This is a genomic window from Brachybacterium netajii (SeqCode) (assembly GCF_054114245.1).
In genome coordinates this window covers 595549-615756 of record NZ_JBSYXB010000001.1, presented here as the reverse complement: position 1 = coordinate 615756, position 20208 = coordinate 595549, and the positions used below count along the sequence as shown (strand labels likewise).

18 protein-coding genes are annotated in these 20208 nt (G+C 72.9%); 7 read left to right on the top strand and 11 right to left on the bottom strand.

Annotated elements, in window-relative coordinates; all coding sequences use genetic code 11:
- The first annotated feature begins 36 nt into the window (after positions 1 to 36).
- On the top strand, positions 37 to 987 hold the full coding sequence (locus tag ACXET9_RS02750) for a hypothetical protein (protein WP_457884619.1): 951 nt from the start codon (positions 37 to 39) through the stop codon (positions 985 to 987).
- Positions 988 to 1060: 73 nt separating this feature from the next.
- Here ACXET9_RS02750 and ACXET9_RS02745 read toward each other — a convergent pair whose 3' ends face one another.
- The gene (locus tag ACXET9_RS02745; protein WP_457884618.1) at positions 1061 to 1744 is read right to left on the bottom strand and encodes a uracil-DNA glycosylase; all 684 of its coding nucleotides are present in this window, start codon (positions 1742 to 1744) and stop codon (positions 1061 to 1063) included.
- Between the two features lie 72 nt (positions 1745 to 1816).
- On the opposite strand from ACXET9_RS02745, the gene ACXET9_RS02740 reads away from it, so the two are divergent.
- From ACXET9_RS02740 to ACXET9_RS02725, 4 genes are all read left to right on the top strand, one after another.
- A complete protein-coding gene (locus tag ACXET9_RS02740) occupies positions 1817 to 2122 on the top strand; it encodes a DUF3263 domain-containing protein (RefSeq protein WP_457884617.1) in 306 nt (101 codons plus the stop codon).
- Positions 2123 to 2327: 205 nt separating this feature from the next.
- A complete protein-coding gene (locus ACXET9_RS02735) occupies positions 2328 to 2927 on the top strand; it encodes a LytR C-terminal domain-containing protein (protein WP_457884615.1) in 600 nt (199 codons plus the stop codon).
- Positions 2928 to 3374: 447 nt separating this feature from the next.
- Positions 3375 to 5003 (top strand): chaperonin GroEL, encoded by a 1629-nt coding sequence (gene groL / locus ACXET9_RS02730; RefSeq protein ID WP_457884614.1) that lies wholly within the window; start codon positions 3375 to 3377, stop codon positions 5001 to 5003.
- A 168-nt stretch (positions 5004 to 5171) separates the two neighbouring features.
- Positions 5172 to 6422: an endonuclease/exonuclease/phosphatase family protein gene (locus ACXET9_RS02725; protein WP_457884612.1), complete on the top strand. Its 1251-nt coding sequence runs from the start codon at positions 5172 to 5174 to the stop codon at positions 6420 to 6422.
- Between the two features lies 1 nt (position 6423).
- On the opposite strand, the gene ACXET9_RS02720 is transcribed toward ACXET9_RS02725, so the two are convergent.
- The 7 genes from ACXET9_RS02720 to ACXET9_RS02690 form a co-directional block, all read right to left on the bottom strand.
- Positions 6424 to 7428 (bottom strand): hypothetical protein, encoded by a 1005-nt coding sequence (locus ACXET9_RS02720; RefSeq protein WP_457884611.1) that lies wholly within the window; start codon positions 7426 to 7428, stop codon positions 6424 to 6426.
- A 736-nt stretch (positions 7429 to 8164) separates the two neighbouring features.
- Positions 8165 to 8995 (bottom strand): energy-coupling factor transporter transmembrane component T family protein, encoded by an 831-nt coding sequence (locus ACXET9_RS02715; RefSeq protein ID WP_457884610.1) that lies wholly within the window; start codon positions 8993 to 8995, stop codon positions 8165 to 8167.
- The gene (locus tag ACXET9_RS02710; RefSeq protein WP_457884980.1) at positions 8992 to 10812 is read right to left on the bottom strand and encodes an ABC transporter ATP-binding protein; all 1821 of its coding nucleotides are present in this window, start codon (positions 10810 to 10812) and stop codon (positions 8992 to 8994) included. The genes ACXET9_RS02715 and ACXET9_RS02710 overlap by 4 nt, the downstream gene beginning before the upstream one ends.
- 119 nt (positions 10813 to 10931) lie before the next feature.
- On the bottom strand, positions 10932 to 11486 hold the full coding sequence (locus ACXET9_RS02705) for an ECF-type riboflavin transporter substrate-binding protein (RefSeq protein ID WP_457884609.1): 555 nt from the start codon (positions 11484 to 11486) through the stop codon (positions 10932 to 10934).
- Between the two features lie 83 nt (positions 11487 to 11569).
- Positions 11570 to 12409, bottom strand: coding sequence for an SAM hydrolase/SAM-dependent halogenase family protein (locus ACXET9_RS02700; RefSeq protein WP_457884608.1), 840 nt, complete (start codon positions 12407 to 12409; stop codon positions 11570 to 11572).
- Between the two features lie 126 nt (positions 12410 to 12535).
- On the bottom strand, positions 12536 to 13207 hold the full coding sequence (locus ACXET9_RS02695) for a hypothetical protein (protein ID WP_457884607.1): 672 nt from the start codon (positions 13205 to 13207) through the stop codon (positions 12536 to 12538).
- Between the two features lie 5 nt (positions 13208 to 13212).
- The gene (locus ACXET9_RS02690; protein WP_457884605.1) at positions 13213 to 14220 is read right to left on the bottom strand and encodes an LLM class flavin-dependent oxidoreductase; all 1008 of its coding nucleotides are present in this window, start codon (positions 14218 to 14220) and stop codon (positions 13213 to 13215) included.
- 117 nt (positions 14221 to 14337) lie between these two features.
- Between ACXET9_RS02690 and ACXET9_RS02685 the strand changes: the two genes are divergently transcribed.
- Positions 14338 to 15306, top strand: a complete 969-nt coding sequence (locus ACXET9_RS02685) for an MsnO8 family LLM class oxidoreductase (protein WP_457884604.1) — start codon at positions 14338 to 14340, stop codon at positions 15304 to 15306.
- A 61-nt stretch (positions 15307 to 15367) separates the two neighbouring features.
- On the opposite strand, the gene ACXET9_RS02680 is transcribed toward ACXET9_RS02685, so the two are convergent.
- The 3 genes from ACXET9_RS02680 to ACXET9_RS02670 form a co-directional block, all read right to left on the bottom strand.
- Complete coding sequence (locus ACXET9_RS02680) at positions 15368 to 15793, bottom strand: hypothetical protein (RefSeq protein ID WP_457884603.1); 426 nt, start codon at positions 15791 to 15793, stop codon at positions 15368 to 15370.
- A 170-nt stretch (positions 15794 to 15963) separates the two neighbouring features.
- Complete coding sequence (locus ACXET9_RS02675) at positions 15964 to 16950, bottom strand: cation diffusion facilitator family transporter (protein ID WP_457884602.1); 987 nt, start codon at positions 16948 to 16950, stop codon at positions 15964 to 15966.
- Between the two features lie 101 nt (positions 16951 to 17051).
- Positions 17052 to 18677, bottom strand: a complete 1626-nt coding sequence (locus ACXET9_RS02670) for a DEAD/DEAH box helicase (protein WP_457884600.1) — start codon at positions 18675 to 18677, stop codon at positions 17052 to 17054.
- 367 nt (positions 18678 to 19044) lie between these two features.
- On the opposite strand from ACXET9_RS02670, the gene ACXET9_RS02665 reads away from it, so the two are divergent.
- Positions 19045 to 20055, top strand: coding sequence for a LacI family DNA-binding transcriptional regulator (locus ACXET9_RS02665; RefSeq protein ID WP_457884598.1), 1011 nt, complete (start codon positions 19045 to 19047; stop codon positions 20053 to 20055).
- Positions 20056 to 20208: the final 153 nt, after the last annotated feature.

Sequence of the window (20208 nt, the reverse complement as noted above, 5' to 3'; positions counted from 1 at the left end):
GGCGCGGGCGATGCCGCCCGCGCGAGAGGGGGAGCGATGGACCAGCGGCCATGGGGCGGTCATGACCGTCCGACGGAATCCTTCGCGAGCGCGCCCACCGAGCCCTTCGCGAGCTCCCCGCTCGCCCCGACCCGGCGCTTCACGGTCCAGCAGCCCGGCGGCCCGCAGCCCGGTGGCCAGCTGTCCGGCGGCCAGCCGGGTGCGGCGCCGCAGGGCTCGATGCCGACGGGCGGGCCCGCGTCCTTCGCCCAGCCCTCGCAGCCGGCCTGGCAGGGCCAGCCCTCGCAGCAGGGGCAGGCGGGGCAGCACGGGCAGACGTGGCAGCAGGGGCAGGCGGGGCAGTACGGCGGCCCGCCGGAGCCGCCGCGTCGGCGCACGGGCCTGTGGATCACGGTGGGCTGCGCCCTCGCGGTGATCGTGCTCCTGCTCCTCGCCGTGACCGGCGGCATCGTCTACCTCGTCGCCGGCCGCGACGGCGACGGCGGGGAGACGGGCACGGAGACGACCCCGGCGGGGACCGTCGTCGAGAGCGACGGGTTCACCGTCGTCTACCCCGAGGGCTGGTCCGAGGGCGAGCGCGAGGACTACGCGATCGACGCCGGCCAGCTGGTCCTGCTCCGGAGCGAGGCCGTCCTCGGCGAGGACGACGAGGCGGTCCGCGACAGCGTCACGGTCTACCGCTACGACTCCGGTCTCCACGCCGTCGCCGAATGCCGTCAGCAGGCGATCTGGATCGGCTTCGAGTTCGACTACGGCTCGACCTCGGATGCCGAGGAGCTCGAGATGACGACGATCGACGGGGTCGACGCCGCCCACCATCGCGTCACCGGGACCCGGGCGGGCTTCGACGCCGTCGCCGAGACCTGGTGCATGGACGACGGCGACGACATCGTCCAGATCTCCGTCGAGTCCTACGGGGACACCGCGCTCTCGCCCGAGGTCGAGGGGATCGTCGAGAGCTTCACCTGGACCGCCGCGTCCACCTGACGTCGGGCCCGCCGGCCCCGCGGGCCCGCCAGCCGCGAGAGCGCGCCGGCCCCGCGAGCCCGTCGGCCGCCGATCAGCCCTCGCGGACGACGCGCCAGTCGACGGGCTCGGCCCCCTGCGCGGCGAGCAGCTCGTTCGCGCGCGAGAACGGCCGGGAGCCGAAGAAGCCGCGCGAGGCCGACAGCGGGCTCGGATGCGCGCTCGCGATGTGCGGGACCTCGCCGAGCAGCGGGACGAGCGACTGCGCATCGCGGCCCCACAGGATCGCCACCAGCGGTCCGCCGCGCGCGACCAGCGCCCGCAGCGCCCGCTCGGTGACCTCCTCCCAGCCCTGCCGGCGGTGCGAGGCCGGGGCGCCGGGGGAGACCGTGAGGACGCGGTTCAGCAGCAGCACGCCCTGGTCCTGCCAGGCGGTCAGATCGCCGTGGGGCGCAGGGGCGATGCCCAGGTCGTCCTGCAGCTCGCGGTAGATGTTCGCGAGCGAGCGCGGCAGCGGCCGCACCTGCTCCTCGACGGCGAAGGACAGCCCGATCGCATGGCCGGGCGTCGGATACGGGTCCTGGCCGACGATCAGCACCCGCACCTCGGACATCGGGCGGGAGAAGGCGCGCAGGACCCGGTCGCCGGAGGGGAGGTAGCCGCGGCCGGCCTCGGTCTCGGCGCGCAGGAAGTCCCCCATGCGGTGGATGACGGGCTCGACGGGCGCGAGGGCCTCGGCCCAGTCGGGGCTGACGATCTCGGAGAGCGGCTTCGGCATGGGGACAGTCTCCCAGCTCACAGCGGTGAGGCGGTCCCCGGTTCCGCGTCTCCGCCCGACTACCCTGGATCCATGCCCTCCACGACCCCCTCCGATGAGACGCCCGCCCCCGCCCCCGGGACGGCGGAGCTCTCGGACCGGGACCGGCGGATCCTCGCCCTCGAGGGGCGGACCTTCCGCTACGTCGGCACCAAGGAGCGGGCGATCCGCGAGGAGATCGGCCTGTCCCGCACCGCCTACTACGTGCGGCTGAACGCCCTGCTCGACGACCCGCGGGCGCTGCGCGAGGCCCCCGCCGTCGTGAACCGCCTGCGGGCGCGCCGGGTGAGCGCCGAGGGCGGGCCCGCAGCCTCCCCGGGCGCCGACCGTGTGGCCTGAGGCGCACTCCTGAGCGGTCCTCCGGGCAGTCTTCACGAGATCCGCGCAAGCGCACCCCACCGGGGACGATGCGCCCGCCGCCGCGGACGGGCCTGCCGGTCATGTCCGAGATGCCCGCGTCAACGGCACGCCAACGGCGCGTCAACGCGAGCCCATGGCGCGTGTGCTCCCGCCACCGCGGCGACGCAACGGGTTTAATGGGCGCGTGGCAGATTCTCAGTATCCGTACCCGCCCGATCGTTTCGACGATGAGGCCGACGCGGCCTCGTTCCACGGCGCGCACCGCGCCGAGGAGCCGTTCTGGCGCCAGAATCTCGTGTACATCGTCATCATCGGGGCCGCCTTCGTGACCCTCCTGGTGCTGCTGTTCCTGATCGGCGGCATGGGCGGCGGGTCCGACGACCGGGCCGACGAGCCGACGACCGCGGCCGCGGAGACCACCGCCCCGAGCGAGGCGTCGGACGCCGGCGGCGAGGCCGAGGAGGCCACCGAGGAGCCGGCCCCCGAGGCCGACAAGTCCGTCGCGGTGCTCGTCGTCAACGGCGCGGGGATCAACGGCCTGGCCGGGTCCTGGCAGACCTACCTCGAGGGCGACGGCTGGGAGTCGATCGAGGTCACCACCGGCGACAACATCCAGCAGGAGCCGGTCGTCTTCTACCGCGACGAGGCCGACGCCGCGACCGCCGAGGCGCTCGCCGAGGTCGTCGGAGCCGACGGCGCCACCCAGAGCGACGAGTACGACTCGCCCGTGACGATCGTCGTGGTCTCGGATCCGCCCTCGGGCGACGGCTCCGACGAGGGCTGATCGCCTTCGCGACGCCGCGCTGACGCCGCCGATCCCGCCGCGCAGCCGCTGATGACGGTCCCCGCCTCGATGCCCGGAGGCGGGGACCGCTCGCGTTCGCGGGGCGCCCGCCCGTCGGCCGCGCCGACGGCGGCCCCGTCGGCCGTGCGAGCGTCGGCCTCGCCGGCCGCTCGGCCGAGCGCGAAAAATCTCCATCGGGGGTTAGCACTCTCAGGGGGAGAGTGCTTATGATGATCTGGCACTCGCCGATGGAGAGTGACAGCGTCGATCGGCGCCGTCCTCGCCGCGAGGGTGCAGCGATCGTCCGGCGGCGGAGCCGTCGGCCGACCACGAACATTCCGGCCCCGTGAGGTGCCCGGTGCTGTGGGACGTGACCACGGCACCGAGCATCGTCCGTCGCGGGCACTGGGTCGGGTGGACACCACACCACACGGGAGAGATTCCACAATGGCCAAGCTCATTGCCTACGACGAGGAGGCCCGGCGCGGTCTCGAGCGCGGTATGAACCAGCTCGCCGACGCCGTCAAGGTCACCCTCGGCCCCAAGGGCCGCAACGTCGTGCTCGAGAAGTCCTGGGGCGCCCCCACGATCACCAACGACGGCGTCTCCATCGCCAAGGAGATCGAGCTCGACGACCCGTACGAGAAGATCGGTGCGGAGCTCGTCAAGGAGGTCGCCAAGAAGACCGACGACATCGCGGGCGACGGCACCACCACCGCCACCGTGCTGGCCCAGGCCCTGGTCAAGGAGGGCCTGCGCAACGTCGCCGCCGGCGCCAACCCGATCGCGCTCAAGCGCGGCATCGACAAGGCCGTGGCCGCCGTCTCCGAGACCCTGCTCGCGCAGGCCAAGGAGATCGAGACCAAGGAGCAGATCGCGAACACCGCCGCGATCTCCGCCGCCGACCCGGCGATCGGCGAGCTCATCGCCGAGGCCCTCGACAAGGTCGGCAAGGAGGGTGTGATCACGGTCGAGGAGTCCAACACGATGGGCCTCGAGCTGGAGCTCACCGAGGGCATGCGGTTCGACAAGGGCTTCATCTCGCCCTACTTCGTTACCGACGCCGAGCGCCAGGAGGCCGTGCTCGAGGATCCCTACATCCTCCTGCTCTCCTCCAAGGTCTCCTCCGTCAAGGACCTGCTGCCGCTGCTGGAGAAGGTCATCCAGTCCGGCAAGCCGCTGGCGATCATCGCCGAGGACGTCGAGGGCGAGGCCCTGGCCGTCCTGGTCGTGAACAAGCTCAAGGGCTCGTTCAAGTCCGTCGCCGTCAAGGCCCCCGGCTTCGGCGACCGCCGCAAGGCGATGCTCGAGGACATGGCCATCCTGACCGGTGGCCAGGTCATCGCCGAGGAGGTCGGCCTCAAGCTGGAGACCGCGGGTCTCGAGCTGCTGGGCCAGGCCCGCAAGGTCGTCGTCACCAAGGACGAGACCACCATCGTCGAGGGCTCCGGCGACGCCGAGCGCATCGCCGGCCGCGTGAAGCAGATCCGCTCGCAGATCGAGTCCTCGGACTCCGACTACGACCGCGAGAAGCTGCAGGAGCGCCTCGCGAAGCTGGCCGGCGGCGTGGCCGTCATCAAGGCCGGCGCCGCCACCGAGGTGGAGCTGAAGGAGCGCAAGCACCGCATCGAGGATGCCGTGCGCAACGCCAAGGCCGCGGTCGAGGAGGGCATCGTCGCCGGCGGCGGCGTGGCCCTGCTGCAGGCCGGCAAGGACACCTTCTCCGCTCTCGAGCTCGAGGGCGACGAGGCCACCGGTGCGACCATCGTGCGCATCGCCATCGAGGCCCCGCTCAAGCAGATCGCCGTCAACGCCGGCCTCGAGGGCGGCGTCGTTGCGGAGAAGGTCAAGAGCCTCCCCGTCGGCGAGGGCCTCAACGCCGCGACCGGCCAGTACGAGAACCTGCTCGAGGCGGGCGTCCTCGACCCGGTCAAGGTGACGCGCTCCGCGCTGCAGAACGCCGCGTCCATCGCGGGCCTGTTCCTCACCACCGAGGCCGTCGTGGCCGACAAGCCCGAGCCCGTCAAGGCCCCCATGGGCGGCGACGAGATGGGCGGCATGGGCGGCATGATGTGATCCAGCCGCACGGCTGATCGCGTCGCTCCACCCGAGCGCACGGCGGGCCCCGATCCTCTCCGGAGGGTCGGGGCCCGTTGCATTCCCGTCCGCCGGCATACCCGTGCCCTGGCGTTCTAGTGCACCGTCCGCCGAGGCATCCGGTCGGGGCACGGGCACAATGGCCGCATGACTTACGAGCTGCAGGAGTCGATCATCGTGCCGTCCTCCCCGGAGGAGGTGTACGCGCTGGTCAGTGACGTCACCCGGACGGGGGAGTGGAGCCCCCAGTGCCGCCGCTGCGAGTGGGAGGACGCGCGGCGGGGCGTCGGCGCCCGCTTCGTCGGCCACAACCGCACCCCCGAGCGCGAGTGGAGCACGACCTCCGAGGTGATCGCCGACGTGCCCGGCGCGCACTTCGCCTGGTCCGTGGGGCCCGGCCGCGCGGAATGGGGCTACCGCCTGCGCCCGGTGCCGGGCGGCACCGAGCTCACCGAGTACACGCGCACCACCCCGCTGCTCCAGGAGGCCTTCGCGGAGCGCTACGGGGACCGTGCGGAGGAGGAGATCGCCCGCCGCCAGGATGCGGCCCGTGCCGGCATCCCCGCGACCCTCGCCGCGATCCGCGAGGTGCTCGCCGGAGCGCCGTCCCCGATCCGCGTCCTCACCCAGAACATCCGCACCGCGATCCCCGGGGTCGCCCCCGGCGAGGCCGACCGCTGGGAGGATCGGGCGAGGGTCCTCGCCGATCTCCTGCGCTCCGTCGACGCCGACGTCATCGGCGTCCAGGAGGTCGCCCTCGCGCAGATCCCCGTGCTCGATGAGCTCCTCCGCGCCACCCACCTGCGGCTCGGCATCGGCCGCGAGGGCGGGGGCCGCGGCGAGCACGTGCTGCTCTGGCTACGGCTGGACCGCTTCGAGGTCCTGGACTGGGACCAGCTGTGGCTCGCCGAGGACCCGCGGCGCATCGGCGCCGTCGGCTGGGACGGGCGCTACCCGCGGGTCGCCGTGTGGGCGCGGGCGAGGGACCGCGCGACGGGCGTCGAGCTGGTGCTGGCGACCACCCACCTCGACCACGGCGGGGAGACCGCCCGGGAGAAGGGCGCCGGGCTGCTCGCGCAGCGTCTGCGGGAGGAGTCCCGCGGTGCCCCCGTGATCCTCACCGGCGACTTCAACGCCGCCGGGGGCGACAGCATCCCGTGGCGCGTCCTGCGCGACGCCGGCTACGCGGACGCCCACGACGTCGCCGCCGCGCAGGACGGCCCCGACATCGGCACCTTCCCCGACTACGGCGAGGCCGTCGAGGGCGGGGAGCGGATCGACTGGATCCTCGTGCGGGGCGCCGAGGTCCTCACCTACGCCGCCCGCGACCACCAGGTCGACGGCGTGCACGCGAGCGACCACGCGCACGTCCTCGCCGAGGTCGTCGTCGGGGGCTGAGTCACTCCCCGGGGCTCGGCTCCGGCGGTCGCGGATGCGACCGCAGTCGGATCCTCGTGACGACGTGCGTGTCGATGATCCACAGGTACCACGGGTTCTCGGTGATCGGCCGCGCGGGGACGATCCTGCCCTGCTCGACGACCGCCTCGGTGTCCTCGGCGACCCGTCGGCCGAGGATGATCAGCTGGCCCCGCCCTTCGGCGAGCTCGGCCGTGCTGAGCTCCAGCCAGTCGCCCAGCATGTGCGCGGAAGGATGGTAGGCCCGTCCGAACCCCGGGGTCAGGGCGGGGTCGGGACGGAGCTCCAGGAAGGCGTCGGCCGGCGAGAGGTGGACGAGCGTCCCCCAGCGTTCGGCGAAGAGCTCGACGCAGGTCTCCAGCTCGCTCCGGATCCGCAGCATGCCCTGGGTGGCGTCGGCGACGGCGAGGCGACCTGCACCGGCGAGCGCGCCGTAGGCCGGGAAGGGGTACCCGTCCTGGCGGCGGGTCACCGTGTGCAGGAGCTCCTCGAGCTTCTCCGCTCCGAGCAGATCATCCAGAGCGGCGTTCGCGAGGAGGCTGAGCATGATGGGGGAGGCATCGGCGGTATCGGCTGCCGCCTCGGCGTCCATCAGCTCGGGGAGGAGGGCCTCGAGCGCTGTGAGGGCCGGGAGGCGATGCACGGCGTCGGACGGGACGTCGTCGATCCCGACCTCCTCGACGTGCTGCCGGCCGGAGGCGTCGGCCCAGCCCTTCAGCGCGGTGAGCGTTCCGTCGTCGTCCGCGACGGCGAAGACGGGCAGGCCCTGCTCGAGCTCGAGGAAGAGGGATGCGAGAAGCGCCTCGGTGGCGTAGGCGGCGGCCACCGTGTGCACGGAGCGTCCGGCCGAGGTGACCACCCGCCGTCCGTCGACCGAGGACACCAGGCGGACGGTCGCGCCCTTCCGCTCGAGGGTCTCGAGGGCCGCCTCGAAGGCCGCGTCGTCGTCGGGGGCGTCGAGAGCTGATTCCGACACGGGACCGCTCATGTGATATTCCTGTCGGCATCCTCATTGCGGGAGGAATGCTGTTCTCCGAGGGCCATGCTGAACTTTATCCCATTCTTGGTGTCTCTAATGGTACCGTCTTGCCGTACTGACCATCCGGACTGAGATCCCTTCTTGTTTTTTGCGAGTTTCCAATAGGAGTCAGCGTGCCCTCCGTAGTCTCGCTCGATGCGGTATGCGCTGGAGCTGGATCCCGTCGTGCGAGCCGAGCCTGACTGCTTTCCCTGCTTGTTGGTAAATAGGCTCAAATTGAGTTTTCCGCTCGAGGTTAAGAGCCGAGAAGGGACTCCGTATCCGCATGCGACCAGGGGCGTGTGATCATATGTGCTGGGCTCCGGGGCGACAAAGCTGCAATTGTATATAGTGCCAGCCTTCTCTGTCTCGTATTGGGCACCTATGGTGACCGATGCGGTCAGTGACACGGTTGCGAGGAGGGCGAGTATGGAAAGGCTGCCTCGGGTGGAGTGCATGGGGTAAAGGATAGCAGAGCATAGATGGGAGGGGTGTCGATGCGAATGCTTTGGTGTTGGATTTGCGATGAGGTGTCGAGTTCCAAGAGGCTGACGGTAGCCTCTGACTCGTCGCTGCTCGCGCTGCCGATGTCGAACCTGGTCAGAAACTCGGCGCTTCAGCGTGGGGTCAGGTGGGACGGGATAGCTCGTGGACTGAGATCACTCCCCGGGGCTCGGCTCCGGCAGTCGCGCGGTGCGCTGCGGTCTCAGAGGAAGGGGTTCCAGAACCGTCCGCCGTTCGCCCCCAGCAGCAGGAGCGGAACGAGGACGAGCACCGCGGCGAGGGCGATGATCGCCGCGTCCGCCGGGCGCAGCGGCGTCCGCACCGACCAGGTGCGTCGTCGGCCCCGACCGAAGCCGCGCAGCTCCATCGCGGTGGAGACGGTCTCGATGCGGTCGAAGGTGCCCAGCAGGAGGGGCATGAGCACGGCGGCGAGGTTCCGGATCCGGGTGCGCAGGGGCACCGCCCGGGAGGTGTCGATGCCGCGCGCCTGCTGCGCCTGGGAGATGGTGCGCAGGTCTCGCTGCACGTCCGGGATGTAGCGCAGCGCGAGGGAGACCGCGTAGGCGATGCGATAGGGCACGCCGATCCGTGCCAGCGAGGACGCGAACTCGGGCGGCCTCGTGGTCGTGACGAACAGCAGCACCGAGGGCAGCACCGCGAGGTACTTCAGCGTCACTGCGCCCTGGTAATAGAGCTGCTCGAGGGTGAGGTCCCAGCGTCCGGGCCCGTCGACGAGCAGATGGCGGGTGCCGAACAGCTCGGACCCGTAGCCGGGGGCGAAGAGGAAGATGCCGATGCTGTTCAGCGTCATGAAGACGGCGATCAGCCACAGCACGACGGCGAGGTCGCGCAGGCGCACCCCCGACAGCGCCCACAGCACCGCCGAGAGGACGCCGACGGCGGCGAGGTAGCGCACGTCGAAGCCGATCATCGCGCCGATCACCACGCCGAGGACGAGGGCGAGCTTGGAGACCCCGGAGAGGCGGTGCAGCGGCCCGGGGCGGTCGATGTAGCCCAGCAGCGGCGCGCTCATCGGTCCGCCTCCTGCGCTCCCGCGGCCCGTCGGGCGGTGCGGTCGGCGCGGGCGGCGCGGTCGACGTCCACGAACCGTCGCACGAGGGCATGCGGGTCCGCGATGCCGCAGCGCTCCGCGAGGGCGTGCAGGCCGGTGGTGACGAGGTTCGCGCGGGCGGTGAGGTCGGGGTCGACGAGCACCCGGGCGGGGTCCGCGTCGGCCAGCAGGTGGCCGTCGGCCATGACGAGCACGCGGTCCGCGTACTCGAGCGCGAGATGCATGTCGTGCGTGATCAGCACGACCGTGGTGCCCAGGGCGTTGACGTCCCGCAGGAACTCCATGAACTCGGTGTAGTGCGCGAAGTCCTGGCCGGCGGTGGGCTCGTCGAGGATCAGGACCTCGGGCTCGAGGGCCAGCACGGAGGCGATGGTGACCCGCTTCCGCTGGCCGTGGCTGAGGGCGGAGACGGGCCAGGACCGGAAGGGGCGCAGCCCGCACACCTCGAGCATCCGCTCGGTGCGCTCGGCGACGGTCGCCTCGTCGGCGCCGCGGGCGCGCAGCCCCAGCGCGATCTCCTCGGCGATGAGGGGCCGGGAGATCATCTGGCCCGGCTCCTGGAGCACGAAGCCGACATGGGCGCCGCGCTCGGCGAGGCTCCAGGAGGCGGCGTCGGCCGAGCCGATCCGCACGGTGCCGCCGGTCGCGCGCTCGAAGCCGCAGACGGTGCGTGCGAGCGTCGACTTGCCGGCGCCGTTGGCGCCGAGCAGGCCGATCATCTCGCCGCGGCGGATGCGGGCGCTCACGCCGTCGAGCGCGAGCCGGAGCTCTCCGCCGCCGGCGGGCAGGGCGCAGGAGACGTCCTCGAGCTCGAGGGCGGGCGGCGCGGGCGCGGGGGCCGACGAGGCGGCCTGGGGCGTGGATCCGTCCGTCGGGGTCGCGTCCGACGGGGCGGTCGCAGGGGTCGCGTGCGACGGGGCCTCGGCGACCCAGCGGCGGACCGCCGCGATCTGCTGCTCGGTCAGCGCGAGCGTCCCGATGCGGGAGGGCCGCTGCGCGGCGGTCACCGGGGCGCCCGCATGGGCGAGGGCGGCGACGTGCAGGGGAGGACGGATGCCGTGCGCCTCGAGCAGGCCGGAGGCGACGATCTCGTCCGGCGGGGCGTCGGCGACGATCCGGCCGTCGGCCATCAGCACGATCCGGTCGACGTCCCGGTGCAGGACGTCCTCGAGCCGGTGCTCGACGACGATGACGGTGCGGCCGTGGTCGCGGTGGAGCGTGTCCAGGAGCTCCACGGCGGCGCGCCCGGTGGCGGGATCGAGGTTCGCGAGCGGCTCGTCGAGCAGCAGCACCTCCACGTCGTCGACGAGCACGCCGGCGATCGCGACCCGCTGCTTCTGGCCGCCCGAGAGGTCGCGCGGGGAGGATGCCAGACGGTCCTCGATCCCCGCGAGGGCCGCCGCCTCCCGCACCCGCGCGGGCATCTGCGCGTGCGGGACCTGCTGGTTCTCGAGGCTGAAGGCGATGTCCTCGGCGACGGTGAGGCCGACGAACTGGCCGCTGGTGTCCTGCAGGACGGTGCCGATCACGGCGGCGGTCTCCACCAGCGGCACCGCGGCCGGGTCCGTGCCCGCGACGCGCACGGTGCCGGTGGGGGTGCCGCGGTGGCGATGCGGGATCATCCCGTTGATCGCGCTGATCAGCGTGGACTTGCCGGAGCCGGACGCCCCGACGATCGCGATCTTCTCGCCGCGGCGCACCACGAGGTCGATGTCCCGCAGGGTCGGAGCGGACTGCGCGCGGTACTGGAAGGAGTACCCGGAGAGCTCGATGAGGATCTCCGGATCCTCCCGAGGGCCCGCTGCCTGATTCGCTGCCTGATTCGCTGCCCGATCCGCTGTCCGGTCCGCTGCCTGATCGGCTGCCCGGTCAGCGCCCCGGGCCGGCGACGCCGAGCTCACTGATCATGGCTCAGCGAGCCGGTGCGGGTGCGGGTGCGGGCGTAGGCGGCGAGGATGATCGTGCCGAGGATGCCGGCGGTCAGCGTGTTGGCGATGAAGGCGAAGCCGCCCTGCGCCCACACCTTCCCGGCCGGCTCCGCGTAGATCAGGACGTCGCCGAGCGGGGCGACGAGCAGCCAGGCCACGGCGTTGGCGACGATGATCGCGAGGTTCACGCGGATCGCGGTGCCGCGAGTGAACTCGCCGTCCTCGATGGCGTTGCGGAGCAGGGCGAAGCCCACGATCAGGCCGAACACGGCGGAGCCGAGCTCCCAGGAGACCCAGATGCCGTAGCCGGTGGCGTCGACGAGCACATGCCCGATGAGACCGGCGAGGAAGCCGACGAGGGGGCCGTAGAGGACGGCGAGGACGGCGAGGATCGCGTACTGGATGGAGATCGAGGTGTTCGGCAGGAACGACGGGATCGCGACGAAGCGGCCGAGCACGAAGAACAGGGCGGCGCCGATGCCGATCGCGACCACCTGGGTCACGGGCGAGTGGGTGCGGGTCATGGGGAGCCTCCGGAGGGGGAATGAGGGGGACGCGGGGAATGAGGGGGATGGGGACTGCGGGGGAGGGCCGTGGGGCCGCGCGGTCAGCGGACGGGGTCGAGGGTCACGTGCCAGGAGGCGCCGGTGCCCAGGGAGAAGGCCCGCGCGTAATGGCCGCGGTTGATGGCGATCGCCATGCGGTCCAGGGAGTTGACGTAGAGCAGGGATTCGCCCACCTCGACGGCGGCGAAGCTGCGGGCGTAGGTGACCTGGGCGGCGTGGACCACGGTGTCGTGGTGGCGCACGCGCACGGTGACCCGGTCGCCGGGGGAGACGCCGAGCTGCGCGAACAGCGTGCGGGGGATCGAGGTCCACAGGGAGCCGTAGCGCACGTCGAGGGTGTCGATCGTGCCGGTGACGCCGTGGTCGGTGAGCTCCGGCGGAATGATCGGCAGGCGGACGACGTCGGCGACGCTGAGGGCGGGCCCGATGTCCTCGAAGGAGGCGGCGCCCGAGGCGAGCCGGGCACCGGTGAAGGCGTAGATGTCGCGGCCGTGGAAGGTGTAGGACTCCTCGGAGCCCGGACGACGGTGCTGCGACTCGTCGATCTCGCGCAGCTCGGCGACGCCGAAGATCGCATCGAGGTGCGTGAGGGTGCCGTTGTCCGGGGTGACCACGAGATGTCCGGTCGCGAGGCGCGCGACGACGGACAGCCGGTCCGAGCCGACGCCCGGATCCACGACCGAGACGAACACCGTCCCCTCGGGCCAGTAGGAGAGGACCTGGGCGAGGCGGTAGGAGCCCTCCCAGATGTCGTAGGGAGGGATGTTGTGGGTGACGTCGTGGATCCGCAGGGCAGGATCGACGCCCACGGCGACGCCGTACATCGCGCTGACCGCGCCGTCGTCGAGCCCGAAGTCGGACTGCAGGACCAAAGCACTCATGAGGGGATTATGCAGGTCCGACGCGCGCGGCGGCAGAGGGGCGCGGGTCCCGTGTCATGCACGGTCACGTGCGGGCGCCGCCGCGGGGCGGACGTCACAGCGGGCGCGGCGGCGGCGCCGTCGGCGTCACATGTCATGCAGCGCGAGCACCAGCTCATCGCCGCCCGGGCAGACCGCGGCGACCTCGATCGCGTCGCCGGCGGCGGAGTGGTCCGACGATGCGGTGTCCTCGGCGAGTCCGTCGGCGACCGAGACCCAGCCGTCGGGACAGGCGGGCAGGCCCTGCTCCAGGGTGGGCACGAGCGCGAGGCGGAGCGTCTCGTCGGGGATGGTCTCGGCGTCCGACGAGGAGTCCTCGATCAGGGCCGCGACGACGGCCGGGTCGAGCTCGACCCGTGCCTGCCACCAGTAGTCGTCCTGCGCGGGCAGGATCTCGCGGCCGCCGGGCTCGGTGAAGCTGCCGTCGGCGAAGGTGACGGTGCCGAGGCCCGTGAGCGAGGGGAAGTGCTCGCGGACGGTGCCGCTCGACAGCTCGAGCAGGCCGGTGCGGTAGTAGCGTCCGCTGTCCTCGTCGAGCGCCCAGCCGGTGTCGCCGTCGGGATCCGTCCCGCCCGTCGGCATCGTGCACCCGGCGAGACCGGCCGCCGCGAGGCAGAGCGCGGAGAGCCCGAGGAGCGCTCGACGGACGGCCGGAGCCGCCGACGCTGCCGCGTCGGCGGTGGTCGCGCCGGTGGCGGTCGCGCCGGCGGTGGTCGCGCCGGTGGCGGTCGCGCCGGCGGCGGTCGTCCGTCGAACCATTGGGGTCAGAGCCCCCAGGCCTCGGCGAGCAGCTCGATCCCGCGCACGCGATGCTCCGGGTCGAAGTAGTTCGCGGAGACGATGAGCTCGTCGGCCTCGGTGACCCGGACGATCTCCTCCAGCTGGGCGACCACCGTGCTCGGCGAGCCGACGGCGCGGATCGAGAGGGTCTGCTCGACCTGCTGGAGCAGGTGCTCGGGGTACAGGTTCTCGAGGTCCCGCGGCGGCTGCGTCTTCAGACGCTGACCGGTGATGACGCCGAGGAACTGCTGCACGTTCGTGGTGAACAGGTGCTGCGCCTCCGCATCGGTGGGGGCGATGACGACGTTCACGCCGACCATCGTGTGCGGGGCCTCGATCTGCGCGGCCTCGCTCTGGGTGGCGGAGAAGCTCTCGCGGTACACGCGCAGCGCATCGAGGTACTGGAAGGGCGCGAAGTGCGAGGCGACGGAGAAGGGCATGCCCAGCTGCGCGGCCAGGCGCGCACCGTTGGTGGTGGATCCGAGGATCCACATCGGCACCTCGGTGCCCTCGGCGACTGCGGCGCGGATCGGCAGCTGACCGCTCGGCTCCGCATGGGACCAGTCGCGCATCTGCTCGACGGCGGCGATGAACGCGGCCGGCTCCGCGGAGGTGCGGGCCAGCAGCTGCGCCGTGTACTGGTCGGTGCCGGGCGCCCGGCCGAGACCGAGGTCGATGCGGTCGCCGTGGAACTGCACAAGCGTGCCGAACTGCTCGATGACCGCGAGCGGGGAGTGGTTGGGGAGCATGATGCCGCCGGAGCCGACGCGGATCCGCTCGGTGAGCGAGGCGGCGCGGTCGATCAGCAGGCTCGTCGCGCTCGAGGCCAGCGAGGCCGTGTTGTGGTGCTCGGCGAACCAGTAGCGGTGGAAGCCGGAGCGGTCCGCGGCCTGCGCGGACGCCATCGACGTCTCGACCCCGTCGCGGGTGCTCTGGCCCTCGCTGATGGGGACCAGATCGAGGATCGACAGCGGGATATGCGGAGTGCTCATGCGGCGAGCCTATCGACGCTCCGCGGGTCGTGGAGGGGGTCCGGGCCAGGGGAAGGATCACCGGCGCCGGGGCCCTCGATCGGGAAGAGACCAGGGGGTCCCGGCGTTGCGGATGCCGTGGAACTCTCCCTGCTGGATCGGACGCGCACGCGCATCGGACTGGCCGAGCAGACGGCGCTCGGCCATAGCCTCGAGCGCGCCGTCGCCGCCGAGGAGGCCGGCTATCACCGCTTCTGGGTCGCCGAGCATCACGCGGTCCCGGGCATCGCGAGCGGATCCCCGGCGGTGCTGCTCGCCGCGATCGGCCAGCGCACGCACCGGATCCGGCTCGGCTCCGGCGGGGTCATGCTCCCGAACCACCGCCCGCTCGTCGTCGCCGAGCAGTTCCTCATGCTGGAGGCGCTGACCCCGGGCCGCATCGACCTGGGGCTGGGACGCTCGCTCGGCTTCACCGCCCCCGTCCGCGAGGCCCTCGGACGCACGGAGGCGAGCCCCGAGGACTTCGCCGTCGAGGTGGGGGAGGTGCGGGACCTCCTCGCCGGCGCCGCCGGGATCACCGCCCGCCCGTCGGCCGACGCGCCCCCGCCGATCCACCTGCTCGCCACCGGCGAGGGCCTGCGCACCGCCGCCGAGCTGGGCCTCGGCGTCGTGCTCGGCGGTCCGGCGCTGCTCGCCGACGACCTGCCCGAGCGACTGGCCGCCTACCGTCGCGGCTTCCGCCCCCATCGCGGCAGCGTTCCGCACGTCATGCTCTCGATCGACCTGCTGGTCGCCGACACTGACGCCGAGGCCCGCGAGCTCGCTCTCCCCGAGGTCTGGGCGATGGTCTCCTCACGCATGACCGGTGCGTTCCCGCCGCTCGAGGACCCCGTCGCGATCAGGCGGCTCGACCTCCCGGACCGCGAGCGCACCCGCCTCGAGCACGGTCTCGACACCGCCTGGGCCGGCTCCGAGGCGACCGTGCGCGCCCGCGTCGGCCGACTGCTGGAGACGACGGCGGCCGACGAGCTCCTCCTCTCCGGCTCCACCTACGACCGCGAGGCGCTCGCCGCCTCCGACCGGCGCGCGGCGATGCTGCTGGGCTGACGCCCCGCCGGGTTGGCGCCCCGCTGGGCTGACGCCCCGCCCGGCAGAGGCGCCGCCGGGCTCAGCGGTAGCCGACGGGCGCCCCTGCGCCGTACGCCATCGCGTGGGCGGTGGCCCGCTGGCGCTCGTTGTGCGCGGAGGCGGCCATGCAGCTCCACACGAGGCACACGATCGCGATCACGATGTACGCCGGGATGAGGAGGAACAGGCCGAGGCCCAGCGAGATCGCCGTCAGGATCCAGCCGACGACGCTGACGACGAGGTCGATGCCCAGCATCACGAGCCCGCCGACGACGGTCGAGTAGAGCATCCCGAGCGGGCCGAAGAAGAAGGTCAGCACGAAGGCGGTGGCCACGCTCTTCTCGGGCGCGAGCATCACGACCGGCGGCTGCCCCGGCAGCGGCTGCAGCGGCACCGGCTGCGCCGCCGGGACGATCTCGCCGCGGATGACCGGTCCCCCTCCCGATCCGTACGGTGCGTTCGACATGGTTCCCCCTTCGTCGGCCGGACCGTCGGCGGGCCGCGCGACGCGCTCCGGCGCCCTGCCATCGTAGGGAGCGGCGCCGACGCCCGCACCGTCGGACGCAGGATGTGGACGACGGCCGACGGCGGCCGGCGACGGCTGACGGCGGCGGATGACGGACGCGGACGGACGGATCAGCCGGGCGGGCTCGTCGCCTCCCCGGCATCGCCGTGGATCGGGACATGCGCCTCGGGGATGTCCTCGTAGCTCGCGGGATCGGAGATGGGCTCGAGGTGGGTGAGGACCCGCAGCCCGGGCAGGGCCCGCATGAGCTCGATCTCGACCTCCTCGATGCAGTCGTGCCCCTGCTTCACGGTCCACTCGTCGGGCACCAGCACATGGAGGGTCATGAACTTCTCCTGCCCGGCCTCGCGGGTCTGCAGGCCGTGGAAGGCGATCCGCCCGTCGGCGCTGCGTCGGCGCAGGATCTCGGTGATGACCTCGTGGTCCTCGTCGTCGAGGGCCTTGTCGAGGAGCCCGGAGGCGGACTCGGTGATGAGCCGGATGCCGGTGATGACGATGTTGACGCCGACCGCGAAGGCGACCACCGCGTCCAGGCGGATCCAGCCGGTCAGCGCCACCAGGCCCACGCCGACGAGCACGCCGGCGCTCGTGACGACGTCGGTCATCAGGTGCCGGCCGTCGGCCCGCAGCGTGATCGAGCGGTGGCGCCGGCCCGCCCGCAGGAGCACCACGGCGACGGCACCGTTGACCAGGGAGGCGACGACGCTGATGAGCAGGCCCCAGCCGACGTTCTCCAGCTCCCGCGGATGCACGAACCGCTCGACGGCGCTCACCAGGATGACCGCGGCGGCCACGAAGATCATCATCCCCTCGACCGCGGCGGAGAAGTACTCCGCCTTCGCCCGGCCGTAGAGATAGCGGTCCGTCGCCGGCCGCGCCGCGACCCGCAGGGCGATCAGCGCGACGACCGCGGCGACCAGGTTCACGGTCGACTCGGCGGCGTCCGAGAGCAGACCCACCGAGCCGGTGAGCGCCCAGGCCCCCGTCTTCAGAGCGATCGTGAGGATCGCCGCGGCGATCGAGAGCCAGGCGAAGCGGGTGAGGTCCTGCGTCTGCACCGTCGGGCGCCGCGAGGTGTCGGGTTCTGCGTCGTCCATGGCCCGAGTGTCCGCTCCGGCCAGCAGGGATGCAAGCGGCCCGGGTCCCGATGGGGACCCGGGCCGATCGGCGGTCGCGCGCCGGAGCGCGCGGAGACGTATCAGCGACCGCGGCGCGAGGAGCCCGTGGAGCTCGAGGAGTAGGCCGCGAGGCCGCCGCCCGAGCTGCGGGAGGAGCGGCCCTGACGGGACTGGCCCTGCCGGCCCTGCGAGGACTGGCCCTGGCGCGACCCGCCCTGACGGGACTGGCCGCCCTGCTCCTGGCCGCCCTGGCGCGGACGTCCGCCGCCCTGGCGCGAGCGATCGGAGGAGCGCTGCTGGCCGCCGCGCTCGCCGCCCCGCTCCGCGGTGCCCTGCTCGGTGGAGCGCCCGCGGCCGCCGGAGCGCCCGCGACCGCCCTGGCCGCCGCCCTGGCGGGAGCGGTCCGAGGAGCCCTGCTCGCCGCGACCGCGGCCGCCGCCCTGGCCGCCGCGCCCGCGACCGCTGGGGCCGCGCGCGCCGGAGCGCTGGTCGAAGGTCTGCTCCTCGGCGCTCGCCGGGGTGGTCGCATCGGCGACGGTGCGCTCGCCGGGGGCGAGGTCCTGCAGCACGCTCGAGGAGGTGGTGACGCGCTGGTGATAGGTCGGGGTGATGCGCGCCTTGCGCATCAGGTCCTGGACGTCCCGCTTCTGCTCGGGCACCTGGACGGTGATGACGGTGCCGGACTCGCCGGCGCGCGCGGTGCGGCCCGAGCGGTGCAGGTACGCCTTGTGCTCGACGGGCGGATCGGCGTGGACCACGAGCGCGACCTCGTCGACATGGATGCCGCGGGCGGCGATGTCGGTGGAGACGAGCGTGGTGGCGGTGCCGGTGCCGAAGGCCTCGAGGTTGCGGGTGCGGGCGCCCTGCGAGAGGTTGCCGTGCAGCTCGACCGCGTCGATCCCGCGGGCGCTGAGCTTGCGGGCGAGGTTCTTCGCGCCGTACTTGGTGCGGGTGAACATGATGGTGCGGCCCGGGGCGGCGGCGAGGTCGCGCAGCACGTCGAAGCGATCGGTGGGCTCGACCTCGAGCACGTGGTGCTCCATGGTGCCGACGGGGCTCGAGGCCGGGTCGGCCGAATGGGTGACCGGCTCGTGCAGGTAGCGGGTGACGAGCTTCTGGACCCCGTTGTCGAGGGTCGCGGAGAACAGCATCCGCTGACCGTTCTGCGGGGTCTTGTCGAGGATCCGCTGGACCATCGGCAGGAAGCCCATGTCGGCCATGTGGTCGGCCTCGTCGATGATCGTGATCTCGATGGCCGAGAGGTCCACATGGCCCTGGCCCATGAGGTCCAGGAGTCGACCGGGGCAGGCGACGAGCACGTCGACGCCGCGGCCGATCGCGTCGACCTGCGGCTTCTGGCCGACGCCGCCGAACACGACGGTGCTGTGCAGGCCCGCGGCCTTCTGCAGCGGCATCAGGGAGCGCTCGATCTGCGAGGCGAGCTCGCGGGTCGGGGCGAGCACCAGCGAGCGGGGCCGACGGGCGGCGCGGCGGCGCGGGGTCGCCGTCAGGCGCGCGACCAGCGGCAGCAGGAAGGCGTAGGTCTTGCCCGAGCCGGTGCGCCCGCGGCCGAGGACGTCGCGCCCGGCGAGGGAGTCGGGCAGCGTCGCGGCCTGGATGGGGGTGGGATCGGTGATGCCCTGCGGTGCGAGGGCGGCGATCAGCTCGGCGGGCACGCCGAGGCGTGCGAAATCAGGGGAGGTCACGTGGGGTGATCCGTTCTGCGGTGAAGTCCCGCACGACGCGCTCGACGTCGGAGAGCGCCCGGGCCCGACGGCGCGGGGCCCCGGAGATGCGGATCGTGGATCCGGATCCCGGCCTGCGACGGACGGTCCCCCGGCGGCGGCCTCGAGTCGGCGCTGTCACCGCACCGGGGCGGGACCTGTGCCGCGGCGGGGTGACGGCACTCTGCGCCCACCGTATGCCCCGCGGCGCCCTCCCGGCGAGCGGCCGACGGCGCCCTGTGAGATACGCCCGTCGGACGGGCCCCGCTCGCCCCGCTGTTCCCACGTGAGATGATCGGCGTCGGCAGCGACGTCAGCGGAGGCGTCGGAGACGCGGGAGGGAGCGGCCATGGCTCGGAGGGTCAGCATCAAGGACGTCGCGCTGCGCGCGGGCGTGTCCTGGAAGACGGTCTCGAACGTCGTCAACGAGCGCCCGGTGGTCAAGGAGGCGACGCGGGAGCGGGTGCTCGCGGCGATCGCGGAGCTGGGATACGTCCCCAACCACGTCGGCCGCGAGCTGCGCGGCGGGCCCACCCGGGCGATCGCCCTGGTGGTGCCCGAGCTGCAGAACCCCTATTTCGCGCGCCTCGCCGAGCGGATGCAGGCGGCGGCCCGCGCCCGCGGCGTCAGCGTCAGCGTCGAGGTCTCCCTCGGCAGCGCCGAGACCGAGCGCGCGCACGTCACCGGTCAGACGACCCGTCCGGTGGACGCGGTCGTGATCTCGCCGTCGGCCCTCGCGCCGCTCGAGCTGGTGCATCGCGAGAGCGGGCCGCGCGTGGTGCTGCTGGGGGAGTCCGTGCCGGGCAGCGCCGACGTCGTGCACGTGGCCATCGACAACGTCGCCTCCGCGGCCGACGTGGTCCGCCTGCTGGTCGCCGACGGCCGTCGGCGCCTGCTGTTCCTCGGTGCCGACGACGCGGTCCGCTCGCCGAACTCGCTGCGACTGGACGGGTTCCGCGCGGCCAGCCGCTTCGCCGACCTCCAGCAGGATCCGCGGATGGTGCGCCGCACGACGCTGTGGACCCGCGAGTCGGGGCGCGCGGAGATGCTCGCCGTGCTCGACGAGGGGATCGAGGTCGACGCCGTCGTCGCCGGCAACGACCTGCTGGCGATCGGCGTGATGGCGGCGCTGGCCGAGCGCGGGATCCGGGTGCCCGAGGATGTCGCGGTCGTGGGCTGGGACGATCTGCCGGAGTCGGCCTGGACGCATCCGCCGCTGACGACCGTCGCCCCGGACCTGGACACGCTGATCGAGGCGGCGCTGGACGCGGCCCTCGCCGATGCCGATGCGATCGCCGAGACCGCCGCCGAGCGCGTCGTCGCCCATCGGCTCGTCGTGCGCGGATCCACCGGCGCCTGAGCCGAGCGCCGGAGCCGGGCTCCGGAGCCGCACGTCGGAGCCGCTGGCTCCCGGCGCGGGCCCGGCTCACAGAATTCTCACGTTGCAATTCTGGTCGGGCTGCGGTTCACTGGAGGCATCGCGACGACCGGCCCCGCCGGGAGCGCGGACGAC